The 24,224-nt window shown below is 41.0% G+C and carries 21 protein-coding genes; 16 read left to right on the top strand and 5 right to left on the bottom strand.

Annotated elements, in window-relative coordinates; all coding sequences use genetic code 11:
* Nucleotides 1-137 precede the first annotated feature (137 nt).
* Nucleotides 138-353 (top strand): 50S ribosomal protein L31, encoded by a 216-nt coding sequence (gene rpmE, locus MSC25_RS09395; RefSeq protein ID WP_004589339.1) that lies wholly within the window; start codon nucleotides 138-140, stop codon nucleotides 351-353.
* A 520-nt stretch (nucleotides 354-873) separates the two neighbouring features.
* Nucleotides 874-2,115, top strand: a complete 1,242-nt coding sequence (locus MSC25_RS09390) for a malic enzyme-like NAD(P)-binding protein (protein WP_029771819.1) — start codon at nucleotides 874-876, stop codon at nucleotides 2,113-2,115.
* A 61-nt stretch (nucleotides 2,116-2,176) separates the two neighbouring features.
* Here the strand turns inward: MSC25_RS09390 and metJ are convergent, their stop codons facing one another.
* The gene (gene metJ, locus MSC25_RS09385) at nucleotides 2,177-2,497 is read right to left on the bottom strand and encodes a met regulon transcriptional regulator MetJ (RefSeq protein ID WP_004589341.1); all 321 of its coding nucleotides are present in this window, start codon (nucleotides 2,495-2,497) and stop codon (nucleotides 2,177-2,179) included.
* 268 nt (nucleotides 2,498-2,765) lie between these two features.
* Here metJ and metB point away from each other — a divergent pair, with 268 nt between their 5' ends.
* Together metB and metL are read left to right on the top strand one after the other, a co-directional pair.
* Complete coding sequence (gene metB, locus MSC25_RS09380) at nucleotides 2,766-4,013, top strand: cystathionine gamma-synthase (RefSeq protein ID WP_248443248.1); 1,248 nt, start codon at nucleotides 2,766-2,768, stop codon at nucleotides 4,011-4,013.
* Between the two features lie 6 nt (nucleotides 4,014-4,019).
* The gene (gene metL / locus MSC25_RS09375) at nucleotides 4,020-6,365 is read left to right on the top strand and encodes a bifunctional aspartate kinase/homoserine dehydrogenase II (RefSeq protein WP_248443247.1); all 2,346 of its coding nucleotides are present in this window, start codon (nucleotides 4,020-4,022) and stop codon (nucleotides 6,363-6,365) included.
* Nucleotides 6,366-6,419: 54 nt separating this feature from the next.
* Here metL and MSC25_RS09370 read toward each other — a convergent pair whose 3' ends face one another.
* The gene (locus MSC25_RS09370; protein WP_248443246.1) at nucleotides 6,420-8,933 is read right to left on the bottom strand and encodes a PBP1A family penicillin-binding protein; all 2,514 of its coding nucleotides are present in this window, start codon (nucleotides 8,931-8,933) and stop codon (nucleotides 6,420-6,422) included.
* Nucleotides 8,934-9,064: 131 nt separating this feature from the next.
* On the opposite strand from MSC25_RS09370, the gene MSC25_RS09365 reads away from it, so the two are divergent.
* From MSC25_RS09365 to MSC25_RS09325, 9 genes are all read left to right on the top strand, one after another.
* On the top strand, nucleotides 9,065-10,144 hold the full coding sequence (locus MSC25_RS09365; protein WP_096041060.1) for a pilus assembly protein PilM: 1,080 nt from the start codon (nucleotides 9,065-9,067) through the stop codon (nucleotides 10,142-10,144).
* The gene (locus MSC25_RS09360) at nucleotides 10,132-10,704 is read left to right on the top strand and encodes a PilN domain-containing protein (RefSeq protein WP_096041061.1); all 573 of its coding nucleotides are present in this window, start codon (nucleotides 10,132-10,134) and stop codon (nucleotides 10,702-10,704) included. Before MSC25_RS09365 ends, MSC25_RS09360 begins: the two co-directional genes overlap by 13 nt.
* Nucleotides 10,694-11,299: a type 4a pilus biogenesis protein PilO gene (locus tag MSC25_RS09355; RefSeq protein WP_096041062.1), complete on the top strand. Its 606-nt coding sequence runs from the start codon at nucleotides 10,694-10,696 to the stop codon at nucleotides 11,297-11,299. Before MSC25_RS09360 ends, MSC25_RS09355 begins: the two co-directional genes overlap by 11 nt.
* The gene (locus MSC25_RS09350) at nucleotides 11,296-11,832 is read left to right on the top strand and encodes a pilus assembly protein PilP (RefSeq protein ID WP_248443245.1); all 537 of its coding nucleotides are present in this window, start codon (nucleotides 11,296-11,298) and stop codon (nucleotides 11,830-11,832) included. The genes MSC25_RS09355 and MSC25_RS09350 overlap by 4 nt, the downstream gene beginning before the upstream one ends.
* Nucleotides 11,819-13,909: a type IV pilus secretin PilQ family protein gene (locus MSC25_RS09345; RefSeq protein WP_248443244.1), complete on the top strand. Its 2,091-nt coding sequence runs from the start codon at nucleotides 11,819-11,821 to the stop codon at nucleotides 13,907-13,909. Before MSC25_RS09350 ends, MSC25_RS09345 begins: the two co-directional genes overlap by 14 nt.
* Nucleotides 13,910-14,093: 184 nt before the next feature.
* Complete coding sequence (gene aroK, locus MSC25_RS09340; protein WP_004589350.1) at nucleotides 14,094-14,612, top strand: shikimate kinase AroK; 519 nt, start codon at nucleotides 14,094-14,096, stop codon at nucleotides 14,610-14,612.
* A 28-nt stretch (nucleotides 14,613-14,640) separates the two neighbouring features.
* Nucleotides 14,641-15,711: a 3-dehydroquinate synthase gene (aroB, locus tag MSC25_RS09335; RefSeq protein WP_248443243.1), complete on the top strand. Its 1,071-nt coding sequence runs from the start codon at nucleotides 14,641-14,643 to the stop codon at nucleotides 15,709-15,711.
* Nucleotides 15,711-17,081: an AAA family ATPase gene (locus MSC25_RS09330; RefSeq protein ID WP_248443241.1), complete on the top strand. Its 1,371-nt coding sequence runs from the start codon at nucleotides 15,711-15,713 to the stop codon at nucleotides 17,079-17,081. Before aroB ends, MSC25_RS09330 begins: the two co-directional genes overlap by 1 nt.
* A 53-nt stretch (nucleotides 17,082-17,134) precedes the next feature.
* Entirely contained in the window at nucleotides 17,135-18,001 is an 867-nt protein-coding gene (locus MSC25_RS09325; RefSeq protein WP_004589353.1) for a Dam family site-specific DNA-(adenine-N6)-methyltransferase, read from the top strand.
* Here MSC25_RS09325 and MSC25_RS09320 read toward each other — a convergent pair.
* Together MSC25_RS09320 and MSC25_RS09315 are read right to left on the bottom strand one after the other, a co-directional pair.
* Nucleotides 17,949-18,134, bottom strand: coding sequence for a DUF2970 domain-containing protein (locus MSC25_RS09320; RefSeq protein ID WP_024032525.1), 186 nt, complete (start codon nucleotides 18,132-18,134; stop codon nucleotides 17,949-17,951). The genes MSC25_RS09325 and MSC25_RS09320 overlap by 53 nt on opposite strands.
* 3 nt (nucleotides 18,135-18,137) lie before the next feature.
* Nucleotides 18,138-18,434, bottom strand: coding sequence for a hypothetical protein (locus tag MSC25_RS09315; RefSeq protein WP_248443240.1), 297 nt, complete (start codon nucleotides 18,432-18,434; stop codon nucleotides 18,138-18,140).
* Nucleotides 18,435-18,859: 425 nt separating this feature from the next.
* Between MSC25_RS09315 and rpe the strand changes: the two genes are divergently transcribed.
* The 3 genes from rpe to trpS are packed head-to-tail and all read left to right on the top strand — an operon-like array spanning nucleotide 18,860 to nucleotide 21,246.
* Nucleotides 18,860-19,543: a ribulose-phosphate 3-epimerase gene (gene rpe / locus MSC25_RS09310; RefSeq protein WP_029771856.1), complete on the top strand. Its 684-nt coding sequence runs from the start codon at nucleotides 18,860-18,862 to the stop codon at nucleotides 19,541-19,543.
* Nucleotides 19,543-20,208: a phosphoglycolate phosphatase gene (locus MSC25_RS09305; protein WP_055254629.1), complete on the top strand. Its 666-nt coding sequence runs from the start codon at nucleotides 19,543-19,545 to the stop codon at nucleotides 20,206-20,208. The genes rpe and MSC25_RS09305 overlap by 1 nt, the downstream gene beginning before the upstream one ends.
* Before the next feature lie 33 nt (nucleotides 20,209-20,241).
* The gene (gene trpS, locus MSC25_RS09300) at nucleotides 20,242-21,246 is read left to right on the top strand and encodes a tryptophan--tRNA ligase (protein ID WP_029771853.1); all 1,005 of its coding nucleotides are present in this window, start codon (nucleotides 20,242-20,244) and stop codon (nucleotides 21,244-21,246) included.
* 79 nt (nucleotides 21,247-21,325) lie between these two features.
* Here trpS and uvrA read toward each other — a convergent pair whose 3' ends face one another.
* The gene (gene uvrA / locus MSC25_RS09295; protein ID WP_126008706.1) at nucleotides 21,326-24,145 is read right to left on the bottom strand and encodes an excinuclease ABC subunit UvrA; all 2,820 of its coding nucleotides are present in this window, start codon (nucleotides 24,143-24,145) and stop codon (nucleotides 21,326-21,328) included.
* Between the last annotated feature and the right edge of the window lie 79 nt (nucleotides 24,146-24,224).

The raw sequence follows: 24,224 nt of genomic DNA, 5'->3' as shown, positions 1-24,224 counted from the left end.
TTTTGGCAAAAAGCGTAATTAAAGCTTGTGCGGGGCAAGCTAGTTGGATAAAATCCGCGGCCTATAAATTTGTTTTAACGACGTATGGTGCCAGACTTCGGGTTTGGAGAGCGATGCGGCCTTAACTAGAGGTTCCTATGAAAGAAGGTATTCACCCTAAGTACGAAGCAATTTCTGCAACATGTTCATGCGGAAACAAATTCGAAACTCGTTCTACTCTTTGTAAAGACATTCACCTAGACGTATGTTCTGCGTGTCACCCGTTTTACACTGGTAAGCAAAAGATTTTAGACACTGGCGGCCGTGTTGATCGCTTCAACAAGCGCTTCGGTGCACTTAGCAGCAAGAAGTAATTATTGCTGTTTAGTAAAAAAAGCACCTTCGGGTGCTTTTTTTGTGCCTAAAATTCATCATTTTTACTAAAAAATTACCGATTGTTGCCGTACTACGTGTGCATAACTATTTCCTGTTCTTATTCTGAATATGCATAAACCTTTGCAGACAAACTCACAATTCTTCTCTATATTTTTTATACGTTAATTTTTAACCAAGCTGCTAAAAGTGCTTATCGTGGCGATATTTGTTTTTAACGGTGATAAACGCGCCATATTGGTGCATTTTACTATTTTAATATTCTGCTATTTTACAAAAATACTGGCAGGGCAAAATGAACCTCAAAAAGCACTTTTTGAATGAATTTTTATTTGTTTAATATTGATAACTTTTAGCGAAGTTGCTGATAAATCACTTAAAATTAACGGATATAGCATATAACAGGATAGACCTGATATTGCTTGGAATTTAAAAATAATAAGAGTATCTTAGCCCCATACTCCCTCTCACTTAACTTAAATTGCAGGATACCATCGCGTTATGTCAGATTTTCGTGAACAAGCATTACACTACCACTCTCACCCCGTTCCAGGCAAAATCAGCATTGAGCTAACAAAACCAGCCGAAACGGTGCAAGATTTAGCATTAGCATACAGCCCTGGTGTTGCAGAGCCTGTGCGCGAAATTGCAGCAGACCCAGCCAATGCATATAAATATACCGGTAAAGGTAATATGGTTGCGGTGATCAGTAATGGTACGGCAATTTTAGGTTTGGGTAATTTAGGGCCATTAGCCTCTAAACCTGTTATGGAAGGTAAGGCGCTTTTATTTAAACGTTTTGCTGGCCTAGATTCTATTGATATTGAAGTTAAGCATCGCACCACCGAAGACTTTATAAATACAGTGGCTAATATTGCCGATACGTTTGGTGGCATTAACTTAGAAGATATTAAAGCGCCAGAGTGTTTTGAAATTGAAAAAGCACTTATTGAGCGTTGCAGTATTCCGGTTTTTCATGATGACCAACACGGTACCGCTATTGTAACTGCAGCAGGTATGCTTAACGCCTTAGAAGTGCAGGGCAAATCAATAGAAGATGCCATTATTGTATGTTTAGGTGCAGGCGCAGCAGCGGTTGCTTGTATGGAGCTGTTAATTAAGTGTGGTGCACTGCGCGAACATATTTATATGCTAGACCGCAAAGGGGTTATTCATACTCGCCGCGATGACTTAAACGAATACAAACAGCTTTTTGCTAACAATACAGATAAACGTACTCTACAAGATGTAATTGCTGATGCTGATGTGTTTGTAGGTGTATCGGGTCCTAACTTACTTGCACCTGAAGATCTAAAACTAATGGCCGATAAGCCAGTGGTGTTTGCATGTTCAAATCCAGATCCTGAAATTGCACCTGAGCTTGCGCACAGTGCACGTAAAGACTTAATTATGGCAACGGGGCGTTCTGATTTCCCTAACCAAGTTAATAATGTTTTATGTTTCCCGTTTATTTTCCGTGGTGCACTTGATGTACGTGCAAGCGCAATTAACGATGAAATGAAAATAGCCGCTGTTGAAGCTATTCGTAGTATTGCTAAAGAGCCAGTGCCTGAGCAAGTATTAAAAGCAGCGGGTGTAGAAAAGCTCGAATTTGGTGCAGACTACATTATTCCTAAACCGATGGACCCGCGTTTATTACCACGTATAGCCAAGGCGGTTGCTATTGCTGCTGTTGAGTCGGGCGTGGCACAAATTGACTTACCGGAAAATTATATGGCGTAATATATAGCGCGGAAACAAAAAAACCTCAGCATGCTGAGGTTTTTTTGTTTAAAAAGACGTTTTATTCTTCGTCTAAAATAGGCACTTCTAAACCCATTTCTTGCATTATTTTTTTAACTTCTTCAGGTACTTTTTCTGCGTTATCTTTACGTAGGTCATCATCATTAGGTAATGGCTGGCCTGTAAAGGCATGCAAAAACGCTTCGCATAGTAACTCGCTGTTTGTTGCATGACGCAGGTTGTTTATTTGACGACGTGTACGCTCATCAGTTAATACTTTTAATACATTTAGCGGGATCGAAACGGTGATCTTTTTAACTTGCTCTGATTTTTTCCCGTGTTCTGCGTATGGGTGAATATACTCACCATTCCATTTAGCCATAAGATGTATCGTTGCCTCAGATTATTAATTTCTCACACGGCGTAAAAAGCGTGTAAATATGCGTGAAATTCTATCGTTTTAAAAAAGATAGTCAAATAATAGATAGCAATCTATCTTAATAAGCTGGCTGTAATAGTAAATACAGCCTCATTGAAGTTTTACACATCTGTTATTTTTAGCCATCTAGAGCTTTAAAAGCTTTGACTTATTATAATGGATAACTTACTCTTTTAGACGTCTAAACATCCAAATTAATCAGGTGACGAATATGAGCGAAAAAAACAAAGCAACCATTGCTGTACGAAATGGGGTTGATGCCGATAAACATCATGGCGCCGTTGTACCGCCAATTTATTTATCGACGACTTATTCGTTTGCCGATTTTGATACTAAGCGCGCATACGACTATGGACGCAGTGGTAATCCTAATCGCGATATTTTAGCTGACACTCTAGCAGAGCTTGAAGGTGGCGCACGCGGAATTATTACTGCTACGGGCATGGCAGCAGTGCACTTAGCCACACAGTTATTAAATAACGATGATACATTGGTTATTCCTCACGATTGTTATGGCGGCAGCTACCGTTTATTTACGTCTTTAGAAAAGCGTGGCTTGCTTAAACTTAAAGTACTTGATTTAACTAAACCAGAAAGCCTAGAACAAATTTTAACCATTAAACCTAAATTAATTTGGATAGAAACACCAAGTAACCCTGTGCTGCGCCTAACGGATATTAAAGCCGTGACGGATATAGCAAAACAGTGCGGTGCATTAGTGGCCGCCGATAACACCTTTTTATCACCGGCATTACAAAACCCAATTAAGTTTGGCGTAGATATTGTTGTGCACTCAACCACTAAATATATAAACGGCCATTCTGATGTTGTAGGCGGTGCAGTTGTTGCTGCTACACAAGAGCTTGGTGATGAGCTTGCTTGGTGGGCCAATAACATTGGTATTACCGGCGCACCATTTGATAGCTATTTAACGTTACGTGGTTTACGTACTTTAAATGTGCGTTTAAAACAGCACCAAGAAAATGCCCTGGCAATTGCTAAATACTTAGAAAGCTCTGAGTATGTTAGCCAAGTTTACTACCCAGGCCTTGAATCGCATCCTCAACATGCGCTTGCTAAAGCCCAACAGCTTGGGTTTGGTGGTATGGTTAGTTTTGATATTAAAGGCGATGTGAATGATGCCGCGGCGTTTTTAACAAGCCTTAAAGAATTTAGCTTAGCAGAATCGTTAGGTGGGGTTGAGAGTTTAATTTGTCATCCTGCGACCATGACTCACGCAGGTATGGACGCTCAAGCACGTTTAGAGGCGGGTGTGGGCGATACGCTAATTCGTATTTCGGTCGGTATTGAAGATGTAGAAGACCTACTTGCTGATTTTGAGCGTGTATTTAACTTAGTTAAACCTGGGCAAAATAAAAATGTAGGGCGTGTTGGTAAAGCTGCAGGCAATGCCAATGGTGATGTAAAGCAGCAGGCTGCTCATCCAGCTTTGTGGTGATTGAGTATGGTAAACAGTGTACATAAATTTGGCGGCTCGAGCTTAAGCTCGGGCGAGCGCTATCAAAGTGTGGCAAAAATAATTATTGGCCACACACAGCCTGGCGATTGCGTGGTTGTATCTGCTGCGGGTAAAACCACCGATACATTGGTTTCGCTGTGGCAAAGTTATCAACAACAAGATAAGCAAGCCGTTGCTGATATTTTGCTGCAATTGAGTAATCACCAAACGGCATTAATTGAAGAGTTATTAAAAGCCGATGCTAAACACACGGCTTTAGCTGTGCTAGCGCATGAGCTAAGTGACGTAGCAGAGCAAGCCAGCAAGCAGCAGTTACAAGAGGCGGCCTTACTGGCGCATGGTGAGCTGTGGTCTGCGCGATTATTAGCAGCCTATTTAACGCAATTAAACATTCAAGCGTGTGCTCATGATGCTAGAGCGCTGTTTAGTGTAACAAGCGGGGAGCTTTTGCATGCGCAAAACAAACAGCAATGCAGCCAAGTTATTGATGCAAATAAAATTAACGTAGTAACAGGGTTTATCGCAGCAAGTGCTGATGGTAAAACAGTTACGCTTGGGCGCAATGGCAGTGATTACAGCGCCACCTTATTGGCCAATTATTGCGACGCACAAAATGTATGTATTTGGACTGATACGCCAGGGGTCTTTAGTGCCGACCCACGTAAAGTTGAAAAGGCGATTAAGTACAACAAGGTGTGCCGTGAACAAGCTAACTTATTAGCTCGATTGGGTAACCCTGTGTTACATGCTAAAACGCTTTCGCCTTTAAAAAACAGTAATATTAAACTGGCTGTACGTAGTAGTTTTGATGTGCAAACTGCTCCTACCGATATTGTAAAACAAGGCAAAGCTAAGCAAAAACGTTTTATTACTACATTACAAAACGTTGATTTACTGCTCGTTGAAGGCCTTAACGCGGGAGAAGTGGCGCATGTTAGCCAGCTTATTCAGCACAGCCTTCATCATTTTATACATAACGGGGATACATACTTAGTTGTGCCCGCGGGTGCAACGCATCAAGTAGTGAGTTATTTTGCTGGGCGAGCAAATATAAGCGAGTCTAATTTAAATGGCTGCGCGGTGGTTGCGCCTACGCAAGATGTTTACACACTAAGTACATTAGCGGCTGAGGTTTTAAATCAGCAAAGTATTCACCCTCGTTTTATTCATCAAGATACAGGCTATACATTGCTGTTAACTGATCAGTTAATAGAAAGCGATGTACTTAGTTTATTGCACGAAAAATTAATTAATAAAGGCCAAGAAGTTGCCCTGGTTGTGGCTGGCTTAGGTAATGTAGGCGATGAATTTTTAAGTCAGCTAGATGCTCAATTTAAACGATTGTCGGGCGATTATAGTATTAAGCTAGTTGGGTTAATTCGCTCGCAACATATGCTATTTAATGCCTCGGGTATTACACTCGGACAGTGGAAAAAACAATGGCAGCATAATGCCGTTGCTTATGAGCAGGCGGATTTATTAAGTGTATTAAACGAACTTGATTACGAGCACAAAGTTGTTGTTGATATAACGGCAAGCGAGCAATTTAGCCAATTATACACTGACTTTGTTGAGCGAGACTGCCATTTAATAAGTGCTAACAAGTACGCAGGCACTGCTGCATCTAATTGGTATAACGCGCTGCGCCAAAGTATTAGCGAGCGTAACTTGCATTGGCGCTACAACACTAGTGTTGGGGCAGGGTTGCCAATTAACTTTGCGTTGGCCGATTTACAAAATAGTGGCGATAAAATTACCCGTATTGAAGGTGTTTTCTCGGGCACACTCTCGTGGCTATGCAGCAAATACGATGGCAGTGTGGCATTTTCTGACCTTGTTCTTGAAGCGCAAAAAATGGGCTTTACAGAGCCTGATCCTCGCGAGGATTTATCGGGCCGCGATATGCAACGTAAATTGCTAATACTTGCGCGCGAGCTTGGCATTGAATTAGATTTAGATGATATAAGCTTACAAGCATTAATGCCTGATGAGTTAGCCCAAGGTTCATGGGATGACTTTTTAGTGAATAAAGATAAGCTAAATGCCTTTATTAAACACCATGCCGATGCGGCAAATGCTCAAGATGCTGTACTTAGGTATACCGGTTTATTGGCATTAGAGCAGGGTAAAGTATCGGCGAAGGTAGGTATAACTTACGCGCCTAAAGGGGACGCCTTAGCTAACTTAACACCTGGCGATAATATCTTTGTTATTAATAGCCAGTGGTACAACGAAAATGCCTTAGTAATACAAGGCCCTGGGGCAGGAAAAGAAGTGACCGCCGCGGGAGTGCACTCTGATTTATATTGGTTAGTTAAAAACTTAAAATAGCGCAGCAAATATTAATAGTAAAACGGCAGCTTGTGTAAGCTGCCGTTTTTGTTTTTAGAATAACTCTTCTTCTGTTTTTGTATCTTCTTCAAAAATATCAGTTGGCTGAGACAGCACATATTTTGTAGGCGCAGTGCCTTTTTCAAAATATTCAAAGCGACTGGTGTAGTCGTTTTTATGACTTAACAAACCTGTTTTTAAATCGATACGAATTGAAACTAGCCCTTCAGGAGGCTCTATTGGCGCCTCTGGTGTGCCCTCAAGCGCCACTTTCATAAAATCAACCCAGGCAGGCTGTGCCGTTTTGGCGCCCGATTCAGCACCAGAGATTTGGCTGCTATCTAGGTTGTTATTATAGGTGGAGCGCCCTAACGAGTTACCTGGGTTGTCAAAACCAACCCACACAGACGTTACTACATTGCGGTTAAAGCCGCTAAACCAAGTATCAACAGAGTCATTGGTTGTGCCTGTTTTACCCGATAGATCGCGTCTACCTAATGCTTGCGCACGCCAACCTGTCCCGCTCCAGCCTGTTTTATGGGTCCAGCTACCGCCACCCCATACTGCGCTGTGCATTGCTTCAGCAATTAAAAAAGCATTTTGCTTTGAAATAACACGTGGTGCACAACGTGGTTGCGTGGCTGTATCATCTTTTGTGTCGGTATCTAGGTTGTTGGCAAAGCTATCCATTGCTTGAGAGACGGGTAATAGCTCGTCTTCATCGCAAGCAAGAGCAGGGTTTGCTTTAAATAGTACATTGCCATAAGCATCTTGAATTTCAGATATAAAGTAAGGTTCAATTAAGTGACCGCCATTAGCAAATGCGCTCATGCCGCGAGCAAGCTCTAATGGCGTGATTGATGCACTCCCTAATGCTAACGATTCACTGCGGTTGATATCAGCATCTTTAAAACCAAACTTAAGCAAGTGATCAGCGGTGCGTTGTAACCCTACACCGCGCAGTAAGCGCACAGAAATAACGTTTTTAGATTGTGCAAGTGCACGGCGAATACGTATAGGGCCATTATAAACTGCTGGGCTGTTTTTTGGTCGCCACGCTACACCTAAACTTTTATCCCACTGGTTTATTGGCGCGTCGTTTAAAATAGAGGCCAATGTATAGCCATTTTCGAGCGCAGCAGAGTAAATAAAGGGTTTAATATTAGAGCCAACTTGGCGTTTAGCTTGTACCGCTCGGTTGTATTGGCTTTGCTCAAAACTGTAACCGCCTACTATAGCTTTAATACGGCCATCTTGTGGGTCGAGTGAAACAAGTGCACTGGCAGCTTCTGGTATTTGGCTTAGTAGGTAACTGTCGTCGTCATTTTTACGCAGCCATATTTGCATGCCTGGGGTAAGAATGTCAGTAGCGGCTTTAGGGGCAAAACTTTGGCGGTAGCGAGTAATGTATTTGCGCGCCCATTTTAAATTATCCCAATCAAGTGTGGTGCGCTGGCCATTTTTTAAAATAACGTCAGCGGTTTTCTCTGTCACATTTAACACCACGCCAGCATGCAAATCAGCTATTTCTTTAACAGGTTTTAGCTTTTCTATAATTTGCTGCTCACTTAAGGCAGGCTGTGTTTCTGGATCCCATAACACGTCTACAGGCCCACGAAAGCCATGACGCATATCATAGTTATGTAAATTATTAACTAAAGCTGTTTGCGCAGCCTTTTGAACTTTAGACTCCACAGAGGTAAATATCTTAAAGCCAGAGTTATATGCTTTTTCTACACCGTAGCGCTCAACCATCTCAGCACGAACCATCTCAGAGATATAAGGGGCGTAAAGGTCTATCTCAGCACCGTGAAAATAAGCAGTGATAGGCTGGTTAGCCGCATCGTTGTATTGCTGTTGCGTAATATAGTTTTCAGTAAGTAAGCGACCAAGCACTACATTACGACGTGCTTTAGCTCTAATTGGGTTACGAATTGGGTTAAGCGCCGAAGGGGCTTTAGGTAAACCGGCAATCATTGCCATTTGTGCAAGAGTGAGGTCTTTTAGCTCTTTGCCATAGTAAACTTGAGCAGCAGCACCAATACCAAATGCACGATTACCTAGTTCTATTTTATTAAGATACAGCTCAAGAATTTCGTCTTTTGTTAATACACTTTCAATATGTAGAGCTATAAAAATCTCTTTAACTTTACGAATATACGCTTTTTCTCGTGTTAAAAAGAAGTTACGAGCAAGCTGCATAGTAATGGTACTCGCGCCTTGCTTTTTCTCACCTGTTGAAATTAACACAATAGCAGAGCGGACAATACCAATAGGGTCTATACCAATATGGTCATAAAAACGGTTATCTTCTGTGGCTAAGAAGGCATTAATTAAAGGTTGAGGTATTTCGTCTATAGTAACGGGGATGCGGCGTTTTTCACCAAATTGATTAATTAAGAGTCCATCTTTGGTAAAGACTTGCATAGGGGTTTGTAATTGCACGTCTTTTAAAACTTGCACACTGGGGATATCAGGTTTAACGTAATAATAAAGGCTGATTAAAGTGATCAGACCAATTAACGTGCAAATGATAAAAAATTGTAATGTTCTTTTTAATAAAATCACTTATATTTCCCTAAATGGACTCCCAATTGCGAGTTTAGACTGCTAGTATATATTGATTAAAAAATGAATAATATTTTTTACTATAAAAATTATAACTTGTTTATTATTAAAACAAAGGTCAAGTTGCAAACATGCTAAGTCAACTATTTCAAAAGCCATCACCTGCGATGGTCGGAATTGATATCGGATCGCACTCTATCAAAGCAGTGCTTTTAAGTGAAATTGAAACGGGATTTCGACTAGAAGCACTTGCAATTGAACCTATGCCAAAAGGTGCAATGAGCGAGCGCTCTATTCAGGATATCGAAGCAATTGGTAACATAATTACAAAATTAAAAAGAAAACTACCAAAATCGTTAAAATCAGCGGCAGTGGCTGTATCAGGACAAACCGTTATCACTAAAGTTATTTTTATGGATGTTTCATTAAGTGACGCTGAATTAGAGTCGCAAATTGAAATAGAAGCTGACAGCTTAATACCTTACCCCCTTGATGAAGTGAGTTTAGATTTTGAAAAGCTCTCTACCAACGAAGCCGACCCGAGTAAAATGAATGTGTTGTTATCTGCTGCGCGTACAGAAAGTGTTGAAGCCCGTGTGGGCGCGCTGGAGGCGGCAAACTTAACCGCTAAAGTGGTTGATGTTGAAAGCTATGCGTTAAGTAGAGCGATGGAGGTGTATTATCAGCAACTGCCAAGTGATGCCTTTAATAAGTGTGTTGCCGTGGTAGATATTGGCGCTGTTTTAATGCTGGTGAGTGTCGTTCAAGCGGGTGAAACAATTTATACCCGCGACCAAGTATTTGGTGGCGACCAATATACTAATAGTATTGTATCTTATTATAATAAAAGTTTTGATGAGGCCGAAATAGGCAAAACAACGGGTGATTTACCTGCTAATTATACTTTTGAAGTGCTGGCACCGTTTCAGACATCACTATTGCAACAGGTGCGCCGTGCGGTACAAATGTTTTTAACAACCACAGGTAAAGATCAAGTAGATTATATAGTGCTAACCGGCGGTACATCAATGATAGACGGTTTAGATAGGTTGTTAATTGAAGAGCTCGGTATTCATGCTGTGGTGGCTGAACCGTTCGCTAATATGGAAATTTCGCCAAAAGTAGACAGAAATGTAATGCAAAGAAATAGAACGCAGTTTGCAATTGCTACTGGTTTGGCATTGAGGAGCTTTTCATCATGCCACATATAAATCTACTGCCGTGGCGAGAGCTACAACGAGAAGAATCAAAAAAGAAATTTATAACTATATTAATAGCAGTAGTACTAGGTAGTTTTGCAAGTATGTACTTACTTAGCTCTTTTTACGCGGGTTTAAAAGATGGGCAGAACTTAAAAAATAATTATTTAAGCTCAGAAATCAGTACTCTTGATAAAAAAATTAGTGAGATTAGAGATCTCGATAAGCGAAAAGAGAATTTACAACAACGAATGCGGTTGATTGAAGAGCTACAAAGCAGCCGTAATTTAGGTACTCAAATTATGGATGAAGTAGCTAAAATTGTTCCTCAAGGCGTGTATTTAACTAAGCTTGAGCGGCGTGGTACACAAATACATGTGTTAGGGCGCAGTGAATCAAACAATCGTTTATCTACTATGCTACGTCAGGTACAAGGCTCTTATCTATTAGAAAGGCCAATCATGCAGGGCATTGTGGCAGGCGATCAAACATCACGGTTACTCAGTGATTTTAATATGGAGTTTTATGTAAAGCCATTTGATAAAATTGGTGAGGTAAGTGATGAACCTTGATTTAAAAGCCTTAAATGAAATAGATTGGAATGAAATTGAGCTCGACAACATTGGTGAATGGCCGGTTGCAGTAAAAGCAATTTGTTGCTTATTTGTCGCCGGTTTAGTGTTGTTTTTTAGTTACAGCTTATTGGTATCTGATGAAATAGACAGCTATCACAGCGCGGTAGCAAAAGAAGTCGAGCTGCGTACTACCTACAGAACTAAATATGCTGTAGCCAGTAAGCTTGATATATATCGCCAGCAAATGGTTGAGATGGAAGATAAGTTTTCACAACTACTAAAGCGATTACCTACCTCAAATGAAACCCCTGGCCTTTTAGACGATTTATCTTATGTAGGTACTACTAGCGGTTTAACATTTTTGAAAATTGGCTGGTTACCTGAAATCGAAAAAGAGTTTTATACCGAGCTGCCTATAAAAATTGAAGTAATAGGTACTTACCATGAGTTTGGTGAATTTGTAGGAAAAGTAGCCCAATTACCACGAATTGTAAGTTTACATGACTTTTCGATTGTATCATCTGGTGAAAAGCAACTAACATTCAGTGTGGTAGCAAAAACGTATCGTTATGAAGAAGGGGTTAAAAAGTGAGACTAGTCCCTTTATTATCATTGTCTGTTTTATTGTTGGTAGGTTGTAACGACGATACGTCTGAGCAAAAAGAATTTATTGACCAAGTTAAGGCCAGCACCACGCCTAAAGTTGAGGGAATACCTGAATTAACGCAGTTTGAACATTTTGAATATAATGCATCGCAGCTGCGTAGTCCTTTTGTGGCTCCACAGCCTGAAATTATTCAAAATAAACTAACGCAAATTAAAAATTGTTTACACCCTGACCCTGATAGAGTGAGAGAGCCACTAGAAAAGTATCCGCTCGATAACCTATCAATGAAAGGTACATTAGGCTCTAGCGGTCAAATGTGGGCACTGATCACCGCAGCGGATGAAACGTTGCATAGGATAACGGTAAATAATTACTTAGGCACGTATGACGGTAAAGTTAAGTCTGTAAGTAGTGATTATGTAGAACTAGTTGAATTAATCCCTGATGGGTCGGGTTGTTGGAAAGAGCGGCTGACTAAATTGGAAATGTTAGAGGCGGCAAATAATGGCGCAAATTAATAATAAAAAAGGTAAAACCCACATGTATAAGGATGTACTTTGGCATCATCGTTTTCAAATGGTGTTATTTGTCATATTGGCTCTTTTTGTTGTAAAAACAGCCAGTGCAGCGCCATTACTTTATGATGTACGTTATAACCCCTTGCTAAAAGGCGAGACAGAGTTACAACTTGTATTTGACGAAGAGCTAACACAACAACCTAAAATTCAAGTACACAACACACCAGCACGCATAGAAATGTTATTTGATGGTGCAGAACTAGAACAGGGTCTTGAAAATGTGCCGGTCGATCACGCAGGTATTAACAGTGTGAGCAGCGTACTGACAGAGCAAGGCTTAAAAGTTACGGTAAATTTAGAGCGTTTAAAAATATACGAAACACAAGTTAATAATAACTTAGTGTCGTTGCGCGTATCTGATAACCCGCTTACTGAACAAGCTTCTGATGAAAGCAGCAATGGTAATAATGCCTCAAGCGCTTATATTAATCGGATTCAATCTATTGATTTTCGCCGTGGTGAAAAAGGTGAAGCAAAAGTTTTAGTATTTTTACAAGACACGCAAGCTGCAATAGAAGTACATGAAAGTGGTGGAAACATAATTGCAGAGTTTCATCACACAGATATTTTAGACGACTTACTGTATGAATTAGATGTGCTAGATTTTGGTACTGTAGTAAGTACCATTGAGACCTTTAAAGAAGATAGCTTAAGCCGTGTAGTTATTGAGCCTAATGCTGCTTTTACCTTTACCTACCAGCAAATAGATAACATTTTAACGTTAACCATTGAAAAAGATGAAACGCAAAATGCCTATTTAGATGGCGGCAAGGAATATCAAGGTCGTCCAATGACCTTAAACTTCCAAGATATTTCGGTTAGAGCTGTACTGCAAATCATAGCGGGTTATAACGAGTTTAACTTAGTAACGAGTGACTCAGTAACTGGCAATATTACACTTCGTTTAGATGGCGTTCCATGGGATCAGGCTTTAGATGTTGTACTGCGTATTAAAGGCCTTGATAAGCGCATGGATGGCTCTATATTGATGGTTGCGCCAGCTGAAGAGCTCGCTGCACGTGAAGCTAAAGATTTACTAGCAAAACAAAAGGTCGAGGATTTAGAGCCGCTTTACAGTGAGTATATTCGTTTAAACTACGCTAAGGCTGAAGATTTTGCGGATTTACTGAAAACCGACACTAACAGCATCATTTCTGCCCGAGGCAGTGTATCGGTTGACCAGCGTACCAATACATTACTTATTAAAGATACAGCGAAGAGCATTGAGAGCATTCGCCGTATGATTGAAACACTCGATATCCCAGTGCAACAGGTTGTTATTGAATCACGTATGGTAACAGTGCGCGATAACGTCACAGAAGATTTAGGCGTGCGTTGGGGATTTAGTGATCAACAAGATAGTGATGGTATATCTGGCTCGCTTGAAGGAGCTGAGTCTATCTCAAATGGCACTATTCCTGATTTATCAGACCGTCTTAATGTAAACCTACCTATTACTAACCCTGCGGCAAGTATTGGTTTACACATAGCTAAGTTGGCTAATGGCACTTTAATTGATTTAGAGCTAAGTGCTTTAGAAGAAGAAAATAAAGGTGAGATTATTGCGAGCCCGCGCATTACTGCAGCTAATCAGCAAAAAGCACGTATTGAGCAAGGTACTGAAATCCCCTATACCGAATCGGCCTCAAGTGGCGCTACTACTGTAAGCTTTAAAAAAGCGGTATTGAGCCTTGAGGTTACACCGCATATAACGCCTGATAACAAAGTTATTTTAGACTTAGTTATTACACAAGATACTCGTGGCGAAACGGTTCAAACCGGAACAGGTGAAGCGGTTTCGATAGACACTCAACAAATTGAAACACAAGTGCTGGTTGATAACGGCCAAACCGTTGTGCTGGGTGGTATTTTTCAGCAGCAAATAATTAATACTACAAATAAAGTACCTGTACTTGGTGATATTCCATATGTTGGACGCTTATTTAAGAGCACCAGCGAGTTTAATGAGAAACGTGAATTACTTATTTTCGTGACACCGAAAATACAAATAGACTAAAATTTAGTGGTTTTATGTTCGTCAACGAGTGTTTATTGATAATAATTGCTCGTTATATGGCTTTTTATTGTAATAGACTTGAAATACCCGGCCAATTACTGAGATAATCCCCTCCTTAATTTTGGGGCCAGGTCGTTAGGCGGGGTTTTATTTCAAATTTTAGAGTTCGTTTGTACTAAAAGATATGGCTGAGAAACGTAATATATTTCTAGTTGGCCCCATGGGGGCTGGCAAAAGCACGATTGGTCGTCACATCGCTGACCAATTACACCTTGAATTTGTCGATTCTGATCAAGAAATCGAACGCCGTACCGGTGCAGATATTGCCTGGGTGTTTGATCTTGAGGGTGAAGAAGGCTTTAGACTTCGTGAAGAATCTGTTATTGGCGACTTAACCGAAATGCAAGGTATTGTACTTGCAACCGGTGGTGGTTCAGTAATGAGTAAAGAAGTTCGAAACAAGCTTTCGGCTCGTGGTATCGTTGTATACCTAGAGACACCTATAGAAAAGCAAGTTGCACGCACGCAACGCGACAAGCGTCGCCCATTACTGCAAACTGAAGAAGCACCTCGTAATGTACTAGAGCGCTTAGCAGAAGAACGCGAGCCACTATACAAAGAAGTTGCCGATTTTGTTGTACGCACCGATGAGCAAAGCGCTAAAGTTGTTGCTAACCAAATCATCGAGAAATTAGATTTTTAAAAACCAATAATAAAGGAAATAACAAAGCATGCTTGAATTAACTGTTAATTTGGACGAGCGAAGTTATCCTATTTTTATTGGTCAATCTGCACTTCAAGATAATGGCCGCCTTGTTCACCACATTGGTGATTGTCGGCCTATCATTATCACTAACGACACAGTTGCGCCTTTATATTTACAAGGACTGCTTGATTCGTTAGCTGATCTAGACCCTCTTTCTTATGTCATTCCCGATGGTGAGCAATACAAGTCACTTGAATGGTTTGAGAAAATATCTGCTTTTTTATTGCAAAATAATTGCGGCCGAGACACATGCTTAATTGCACTAGGTGGCGGCGTTATTGGCGATTTAACAGGCTTTGTTGCTGCATGTTATCAGCGCGGTGTACCGTTTATTCAAATTCCGACCACGGTGCTATCACAAGTTGACTCCTCTGTAGGGGGTAAAACAGCGGTAAATCACCCATTGGGTAAAAACATGATTGGGGCGTTTTATCAGCCGCAAGCTGTTTTTATTGATACTAATTCACTTCACACTTTACCAGAGCGCGAATTTGCAGCGGGTATGGCCGAAGTTATTAAGTATGGTCTGATTTACGATACCGAGCTGTTTGCTTTTATTGAGCAAAATGTAGAAAAGCTACAGCAACTAGATGAAGCAAGTTTGCAGCATATTATTTATAGATGTTGTGAAATTAAAGCGCTTATCGTGGCGCAAGATGAAAAAGAAAATGGCCTTCGTGCATTACTCAACTTAGGGCATACCTTTGCGCATGCAATTGAAGCGCAAATGGGATACGGTGTATGGCTACATGGCGAGGCTGTTGCTACCGGAATGGTACTTGCTGCTAAATTAGCACATACACGCGGTGATTTATCGCAAACTGAGGTAGATAGAATTGTAACGCTACTCAAGCTTTATAATTTACCGACTGAGATCCCAAGTGAAATGACTGCTGAGCAGTTTTTAATGCATATGCGTAAAGACAAAAAAAATAAAAAAGGCACTATCCGCTTTATTTTACCTACTCAATTTGGTCAATGCGCATTGGTAGATGACGTATCAGACGACCAAGTTAGAGCGTTAATCGAGCAATAATGCAGGCGCAAATTTTACCAAGCCGTGCGGCGTTGGTGGATAGAATCGCTCTGCAATTTGAATACGGGCAAAACTTAATTGTATTACTAGGCACCTCTGGCTTAGGCAAAAGTTATATGCTCGAAACCTTCATCACCGACAAATACAACAGTTTTAATAAAGCATTTGTACAAGTAAGTGCCAGTGTAAATGATGTATCACTGATGAGTGATATATTAGAGCAAAGCTTTAACTCTCCGCTGATTGATCACGATTTATCGTTAAGTGAAAACTTTTACCAATTGTTGCAGCAGCAGCCGTGTGAGGCTTGTTTGTGGGTGCTCGATAATGCAAGGCACTTATCTGAAGAGTTATTACAGGAATTAGAGTTACTTGCCAAAAATAGCCCTGTAACGCTTTATATCATGCTAGCTTCGCAATCAAAGCTAGCTATTAATAATGCCGTTGAAATTTACTTAGAGCCTTTATCTGCACATGAATCTAAACAGCTAATGAGCTGGTATTTTCCTAATTTACCGTACGATGAAGACCCCGTATTTAGCGCATTTTTAAATGAAGCGAATGGCAACCCCAGCTTATTATTAGCATGGCAACCAACCGAGCATGTGGCTGATATTGTAAAAAAAGATAAAGTGTCGTGGCGAGTACACTTAATCTCGTTGTTAATTATAATTATGCTACTTATCATTGGGTTGCTGTATAAAAATGACATGACCCAGTGGTGGCAAACGTACTATCAAAATCAACAAAGCCAGGACATAGCTACCGCTATTCCTGCTTCTAAAATTACCGCTACCCCAAGCGCGGATAAAGAAGTCAGTAATGCTAATTCTGATATATCAAAAGCGGATTTGCCTTTAGAGCCGGTCAGCGATAAATCACAAGGTAATGTAGCGCCCCATAAAAACGATGTGCCGGCGATAATGCAAAGTTTAACGCGTCAGGCTCAACAAAGCGCTCAAAGTGAGCAAAGCGAGGCGTTACCACAAAGCTTAAACACTCCTGAGACTATTGAGCCAATTGAAAGTGACGATAAAGAAAGCCCGCAGCCTAAAATCTCAAATAACGTATCCGATAACGCTTGGTATTTAGCTCAGCCAGATAATAATACAACTGTGCAGCTGCTAGCCGTTACACAGGAAAAAATCACCCGTGAGTTTATTATTCAACATAATTTAAGCCAGCGCGCTAAGGTATATCAAACTAAGCGAAATAATAAAGTGTGGTGGGTGGTTACTATTGGCAGTTATGCATCACTCGCTGATGCTAAAAGTGCGTTGTCTGCCTTGTCGAGTGCGCTTACAAAGAACAAGCCTTTTTATAAAAAAATCAGCAAAATAAAACAAGAAATTGCACGACTTGATCAGTAAACTGACTCACTTTAGTGTAAAATCGCGCTACAGCAGATTGAAGTTAAGAACCAATGCAACAAAAGAGTAGAGCCTTCCTTAAATGGGCTGGCGGTAAATACAGCCTAGTTGAAGATATTAATGCACGTTTATCTCAAGCCAGCAAACACGCTGAAACCTTGGTAGAACCTTTTGTAGGTGCAGGCTCGGTATTTTTAAATAGTAATTTTAAACACTATTTACTCAATGACATCAATGCTGATTTAATTAACTTATACAAAGAGCTCAAGCGCTCGCCTGATGAGTTTATAAGTGACTCTAAAAAACTATTTGTTGATTTAAATAACCACCCAGACGCTTACTACGAATACCGTGTACAGTTTAATAAAAGCAATGATGTATATGAGCGCGCAATGCTCTTTTTATACATGAATCGCCATGGTTACAATGGGCTGTGTAGGTATAACCTCAAAGGCATTTTTAACGTGCCATTTGGTAAATATAAAAAGCCTTATTTTCCTGAAAAAGAAATGTACTTTTTTGCCGAAAAAGCACAAAAAGCCACATTTACCTGCCTAAGCTACGATGATGTGTTTAAGCTTGTGCCAAACAATGCGGTTATTTATTGCGATCCGCCTTATGTGCCGTTAAGTAAAACAGCGTCGTTTACCTCTTATGCTAAAGGCGGGTTTAATTTAGACGATCAAGCAAACTTGGCAAACTTAGCCGAGCAAGCCGCGTTTGAAAACAATACGCCAGTGCTTATATCTAACCACGATACCGTGTGGACGCGAAAAATTTATAGCCAAGCTACACTTGGTAAAATTCAGGTAAAACGTACTATCAGCCCTAAAGGTGGATCACGCAACAAGGTCGACGAGTTAATGGCTATGTATTTAGCACCCAAGCAACCACTGCGTAAATTGTCACTACAAAAATAACAAAAAACAGCACAGCTAAAGCAATAATAAAAAGAGGGGAGTGTTGTTGGAAGTCGGCTTGGCGTTTGTGCTCTGATTGCACACCAAAAAATGCTGCTAGCACACTTTGCAACGCGCTAATAAAGTGCAGCATTATTTAAAATAGAGGTTTTATTGAAGGCGTATTCTTAGCGTCTTCTGTGCTAGTTAATAGCTCTAATAAATCTAAATAATGAAACTGCGCACTGCGGCTATCGCCTGTTAGCCAAGAAAACCACGATGAGTCTTCTTCTACTTTCGCACACGTTAAGGTGTTTGGAGCGTTTTTACTACTTGCCTGATGCTGACAATTGCTAACTAAGCTTAAATCTTGCTCAGAACTTGGCGCAAAACTAAATGCCCCAATAAATAACAATGCCGACGCAATTAAGATCCCTGTTTTAAATGCACGCATAATATTAGCCTAAAATTAAGTTACTCCTTTAATAATAACAAAAGCTGTATAAATAACAAACTAATATTTACCTGTAATAGCTAAGGCCTGTTGAAACTTGCGAGTTAAAGTGTGCTCTCAAGCTAAGAGTTTTTAAATCGCGCCCCGAAGTTTGTAATCGAGTGGGCACAATAACTGCTCTTACGTAAACTAATAACTTGTATCATGTAAGCAAAGCTTGTGCGTCTACTCACGGCCTTACCAAAAATTAAACATGCTGCCCAAAACTCAACCACTAAAGCTCAACACGCCCTAAAGCTTTTCATAAATAAATACTTATATATTTAAATCGATATTTTTAGTTATGCCTAATTTACAGTGTATTACTTGGGAAACCTCAGCATTTACGGTACATTAAGGCATACTTTACTGATTGACGGATTACTATGTTAAACCCTGAACAAAAATACTTAATTGCGCCTTCTATTTTGTCAGCCGATTTTGCAAAATTAGGCGAAGATGTGGATAAAGTACTCGCTGCAGGCGCTGATGTAGTACATTTTGATGTCATGGACAATCACTACGTGCCTAATCTCACTATTGGGCCTATGGTGTGTAAAGCGCTTAGAGATTACGGTGTAACAGCCCCTATAGATGTGCACCTAATGGTAAAACCAGTCGATAGTATAATCCCTTTGTTTGCAGAGGCCGGCGCATCAATAATTACTTTTCACCCTGAGGCCAGCGAGCATATAGACCGCACCATACAGCTCATTAAAGACCATGGTTGTAAAGCAGGCTTAGTATTTAACCCTGCCACTAGCCTTAGCTACCTCGATCACGTTATTGATAAGCTAGATACTATTTTATTAATGTCGGTAAACCCAGGCTTTGGCGGCCAAAGCTTTATTCCCCACACCCTTGAAAAACTAGCTCAAGCTAAGCAGCGTATAGTTGCGTCGGGTCGTGATATTCGCCTAGAAGTAGATGGTGGTATTAAGGTTGATAACATAGCCGCAGCAGCGCAAGCAGGTGCCGATATGTTTGTAGCAGGGTCTGCTATTTTTAATGAGCCTGATTACAAGGTTGTTATTGATCAAATGCGTGAGCAGTTAGGAAACGTAAAGTAATGAAATATGATGTAGCTTTGTTCGACCTTGACGGCACACTTGTTGATAGCGTTTACGATTTATACCTAGCAGTAAACTTAACACTAAGTGATTTAGCGTTTCCTATTGTTAGCCAAAGCTTGGTTGAAAGCTGGATAGGCAACGGTATTGAAACCCTAGTCAAACGTGCACTCAGCGGCGATATGCAAATTAGCGAACATTTAGATGAAGCGCTTAGTGCAAAAGCCATTGCCTTATTTTACCAACATTATGAGCAGCTAGTGGGCAAGTATAGTGTGTTGTATCAGCATGTAGAAACAGGGCTCAGTGCTTTGCGGGGCATGCCAAAAGCACTTGTTACTAATAAGGCGCGCCTATTTACCGAGCTACTACTTGATAAGCTTTCTCTTACCAGTCACTTTGAAGTGATAGTGTGTGGAGACGATATGGCTAAAAAGCCTTCACCAGCGCCTTTATTGTATGCATGTAACAAGCTAAATGTTGAGCCGAGTAAGGCTATTATGATTGGCGATTCAAAAAGCGATATATTGGCAGCACATGCCGCTAAAATTGATGTAATAGCGGTGGATTATGGTTATAACCAAGGCGAAAATCTTGAGGATTATAATCCACAGTACCTATGCGATAACTTCTTAGATATAATACCAACACTAACACAGCGTTAAAATTTTTAATTAACTAAACACTAAAGGAAAATCATGAGTAAACCAGTAGTTTTAAGTGGCATTCAGCCAACCGGTGGTATGACAATAGGCAACTATGTTGGCGCTATTAACCAGTGGCTAAAGCTACAGGAAGACCACGAAAGTTTCTTTATGCTTGTTGATTTACACGCGATTACCGTGCGCCAAGAGCCTGAACTTCTTCGCTCTCGTGTATTAGATGGTATAGCGTTATATGCGGCATGTGGCATAGACCCTGAAAAATCGGCCTTATTTGTACAGTCGCAAGTGCCAGAACACGCGCAGTTAGCATGGGTGCTAAATTGTTACGCACAAATGGGCGAGCTTAACCGCATGACTCAGTTTAAAGACAAGTCATCTAAGCATGCTAACAATGTAAACGTCGGTTTATTTTCGTACCCAGTATTGCAAGCAGCGGATATTTTATTATACCAAGCAGACCAAGTACCGGTAGGGGATGACCAAAAGCAGCACTTAGAGTTAACGCGTGATATAGCGACACGCTTTAATAATTTATACGGTGACGTATTTAAGTTACCAGAGCCATATATTCCTGAATTTGGCGCACGCGTAATGAGCCTTCAAGATCCGCTCAAAAAAATGTCTAAGTCTGATGAAAACCCTAATGGCTACATCATGCTATTAGATGAGCCTAAAAAGATTGAGAAAAAGCTTAAAAAAGCAGTAACCGATTCAGACGAGCAAGCGCGTATTTACTTTGACCGTACTGAAAAGCCAGGCGTTTCTAATTTACTTACTTTATTAAGCGTAGCCACTAAGCGCTCAATTGAAGACTTAGTGCCAGAGTATGAAGATAAAATGTATGGTCACCTGAAAAAAGACACAGCCGATGCAGTTGTTAGCATGATTGAGCCAATCCAAGCCCGTTTTAAAGAGATCAGAGAAGATCAAAACTTACTTGATAGCATCATGAAATCAGGCGCAGAAAAAGCCAGTGTACGTGCAGAAAAAACACTTAAATCGGTTTACGATGCACTAGGGTTTATTCCTCGTACATAAATTAGTATAAGCAAATAAAAATGCCGCTAAATTTAGCGGCATTTTTGTAACTTTTAATGAATACTTTTTATTATCTATCTTAAAGCAATGGTTTTAGGTAATGCCCAGTATGCGAGCGCTCACATTCGGCTACTTCTTCAGGCGTGCCTGCAATGAGTATTTCACCGCCGCCAGCGCCCCCTTCAGGGCCTAAATCAACCACCCAGTCTGCGGTTTTAACCACATCTAAGTTATGCTCAATTACCACAATGGTATTACCATGATCGCGCAGGCGATGTAATACCACAAGTAGCTGTTCAATATCGGCAAAGTGAAGGCCGGTTGTTGGCTCATCAAGTATATACAGAGTTTTACCTGTATCGCGTTTAGAAAGCTCACGAGCCAGTTTTACACGTTGTGCTTCACCACCAGAGAGCGTGGTAGCAGCTTGCCCTAGGCGAATATACGATAAACCTACGTCCATTAGCGTTTTAAGTTTACGCGCTATTGCAGGTATTTTATCAAAGTAGTCGTGCGCGTCTTCAACGGTCATTTCGAGCACTTGGTGAATGTTTTTACCTTTGTATTGTACTTCTAAGGTTTCGCGGTTATAGCGCGCGCCCTTACATACATCGCACGGTACATATACATCAGGTAAAAAGTGCATTTCTACTTTAATTACACCATCCCCTTGGCAGGCTTCACAGCGCCCGCCTTTCACGTTAAAGCTAAAGCGACCTACTTTATAGCCGCGAGAGCGGGCTTCTTGTGTACCTGCAAATAACTCACGAATACCGGTAAAAATACCTGTGTAGGTTGCAGGGTTTGAGCGCGGTGTGCGACCAATTGGGCTTTGGTCAATATCAATAACTTTGTCAAAATGATCAAGGCCACTAATTGATTTGTAAGGCGCGGCTTCTGCTGTGGTCGCGCCGTTAAGCTCGGTATGCGCAAGCTTAAAGAGTGTATCGTTAATGAGCGTTGATTTACCTGAGCCTGATACCCCTGTAATACAGGTTAATAAGCCAAATGGAATTTTTAAGTCTACATTTTTTAGGTTATTACCTGTGGCACCAAATAGCTCAAGCCATTTTTCGCTGGTTGGGTTACGCTCTTGTGGCACTTCTATTTTGCGCACGCCTGATAAAAACTGGCCAGTTACTGAGTCTTTAGTGGCTAAAATATCGTCACGTGTACCTTGAGCAATAATATGTCCGCCGTGTACACCCGCACCTGGGCCAATATCAATAATGTGATCGGCTGCGCGAATCGCGTCTTCGTCGTGCTCAACAACAATAACGGTATTACCTAAGTCGCGTAAATGCACCAATGTTTGTAATAAACGGTCGTTATCGCGCTGGTGTAAACCAATTGATGGTTCATCCAGTACGTACATTACGCCTACAAGGCCCGCACCTATTTGGCTGGCTAAACGAATACGCTGGGCTTCACCACCGGAGAGGGTATCGGCACTGCGCTCAAGCGATAAGTAATTAAGGCCTACATTAATTAAAAACGATAAGCGGTCGCGAATTTCTTTCAGGATTTTTTCAGCTATTTGGGCTTTTTGGCCTGTTAGTGATAGCCCTTCAAAAAAGTCCATCGCTTCGCCAATACTCATAGTTGTAATAGCAGGTAGGTTTGTTTGACCTATAAATACGTGGCGTGCTTCTTGGCGTAAACGAGAGCCATGACAACTAGGGCACGCTTGGCTAGTTTGATATTTAGCGAGCTCTTCACGCACCGAGTTTGACTCAGTTTCGCGATAGCGACGGTTCATGTTGTTTAACACGCCTTCAAACTCGTGGTTGCGTGTTATTAAATCGCCTCTGTCGTTACGGTAGTTAAAGGCTATTTTTGTTTGCCCTGAGCCTTCTAAAATAATTTTTTGCGATTCTTTAGCCAGCTTTTCAAATGGCACATCTAAATCAAAGTTATAGTGCTCGGCGACCGCCTGTAGCATTTGAAAATAATAAAAGCTGCGTTTATCCCATCCTTTAATAGCACCACCGGCAAGGCTGAGCTCTGGGTTATGTACCACACGGTTAGGATCAAAATATTGGCGTACGCCTAAACCATCACAGCTTTGACACGCACCGGCAGGGTTATTAAACGAAAATAAGCGCGGTTCTAATTCGGTCATTGCGTAGCCACAGGTAGGGCAGGCAAAATTTGCCGAGAACAGCATTTCTTCTATCGTGCTGTCGTCCATGTAGGCTACATTTGCCACACCGCCAGACATCTCAAGTGCGGTTTCGAACGACTCTGCTAAACGCTGCTGTTGGCCATCTTTTACTTTAAAGCGGTCAACTACGACTTCAATAGTGTGTTTCTTATGAAGCTCAAGTGTTGGCGGATCTGATAAGTCGCATACTTCACCGTCTATACGAGCACGAATGTAGCCTTGGCTTGCAAGTTGCTCAAGTAATTTAACGTGCTCACCTTTACGATCTTTAACCACTGGCGCTAAAAGCATCAGCTTAGTGCCCTCTGGCAGTGCTAAAACGGTATCAACCATTTGGCTAATTGTTTGAGCTGCAAGCGGTAAGTCGTGGGTTGGGCAGCGTGGTTCGCCCACGCGGGCAAACATTAAACGCAAGTAATCGTATATTTCGGTAATGGTACCCACTGTTGAGCGAGGATTGTGCGATGTAGATTTTTGCTCAATAGAAATGGCGGGAGAGAGGCCTTCAATATGATCAACGTCAGGCTTTTCCATTAACGATAAAAATTGCCTTGCGTAGGCAGAAAGTGACTCAACATAACGACGCTGTCCTTCTGCATATAAAGTATCAAATGCCAGTGATGACTTTCCCGAACCAGATAGGCCTGTGATAACAATTAATTTATCACGTGGGATGGTTAGGCTGATGTCTTTTAAATTGTGCGTACGGGCGCCTCGGACTTCAATGTTTTCCATGCTATCTCGTTTATTACCAAAATTATTTGTCCAGTATCGCATAATACGAAACATTATTAATCAATGATCAACGAAAAAA

This window comes from Pseudoalteromonas sp. 1CM17D, assembly GCF_023161805.1.
GTDB classification, from domain to species: domain Bacteria; phylum Pseudomonadota; class Gammaproteobacteria; order Enterobacterales; family Alteromonadaceae; genus Pseudoalteromonas; species Pseudoalteromonas atlantica.
Note: the sequence above shows the minus strand (reverse complement) of the source record. Positions and strands in the feature narration are given on the sequence as shown.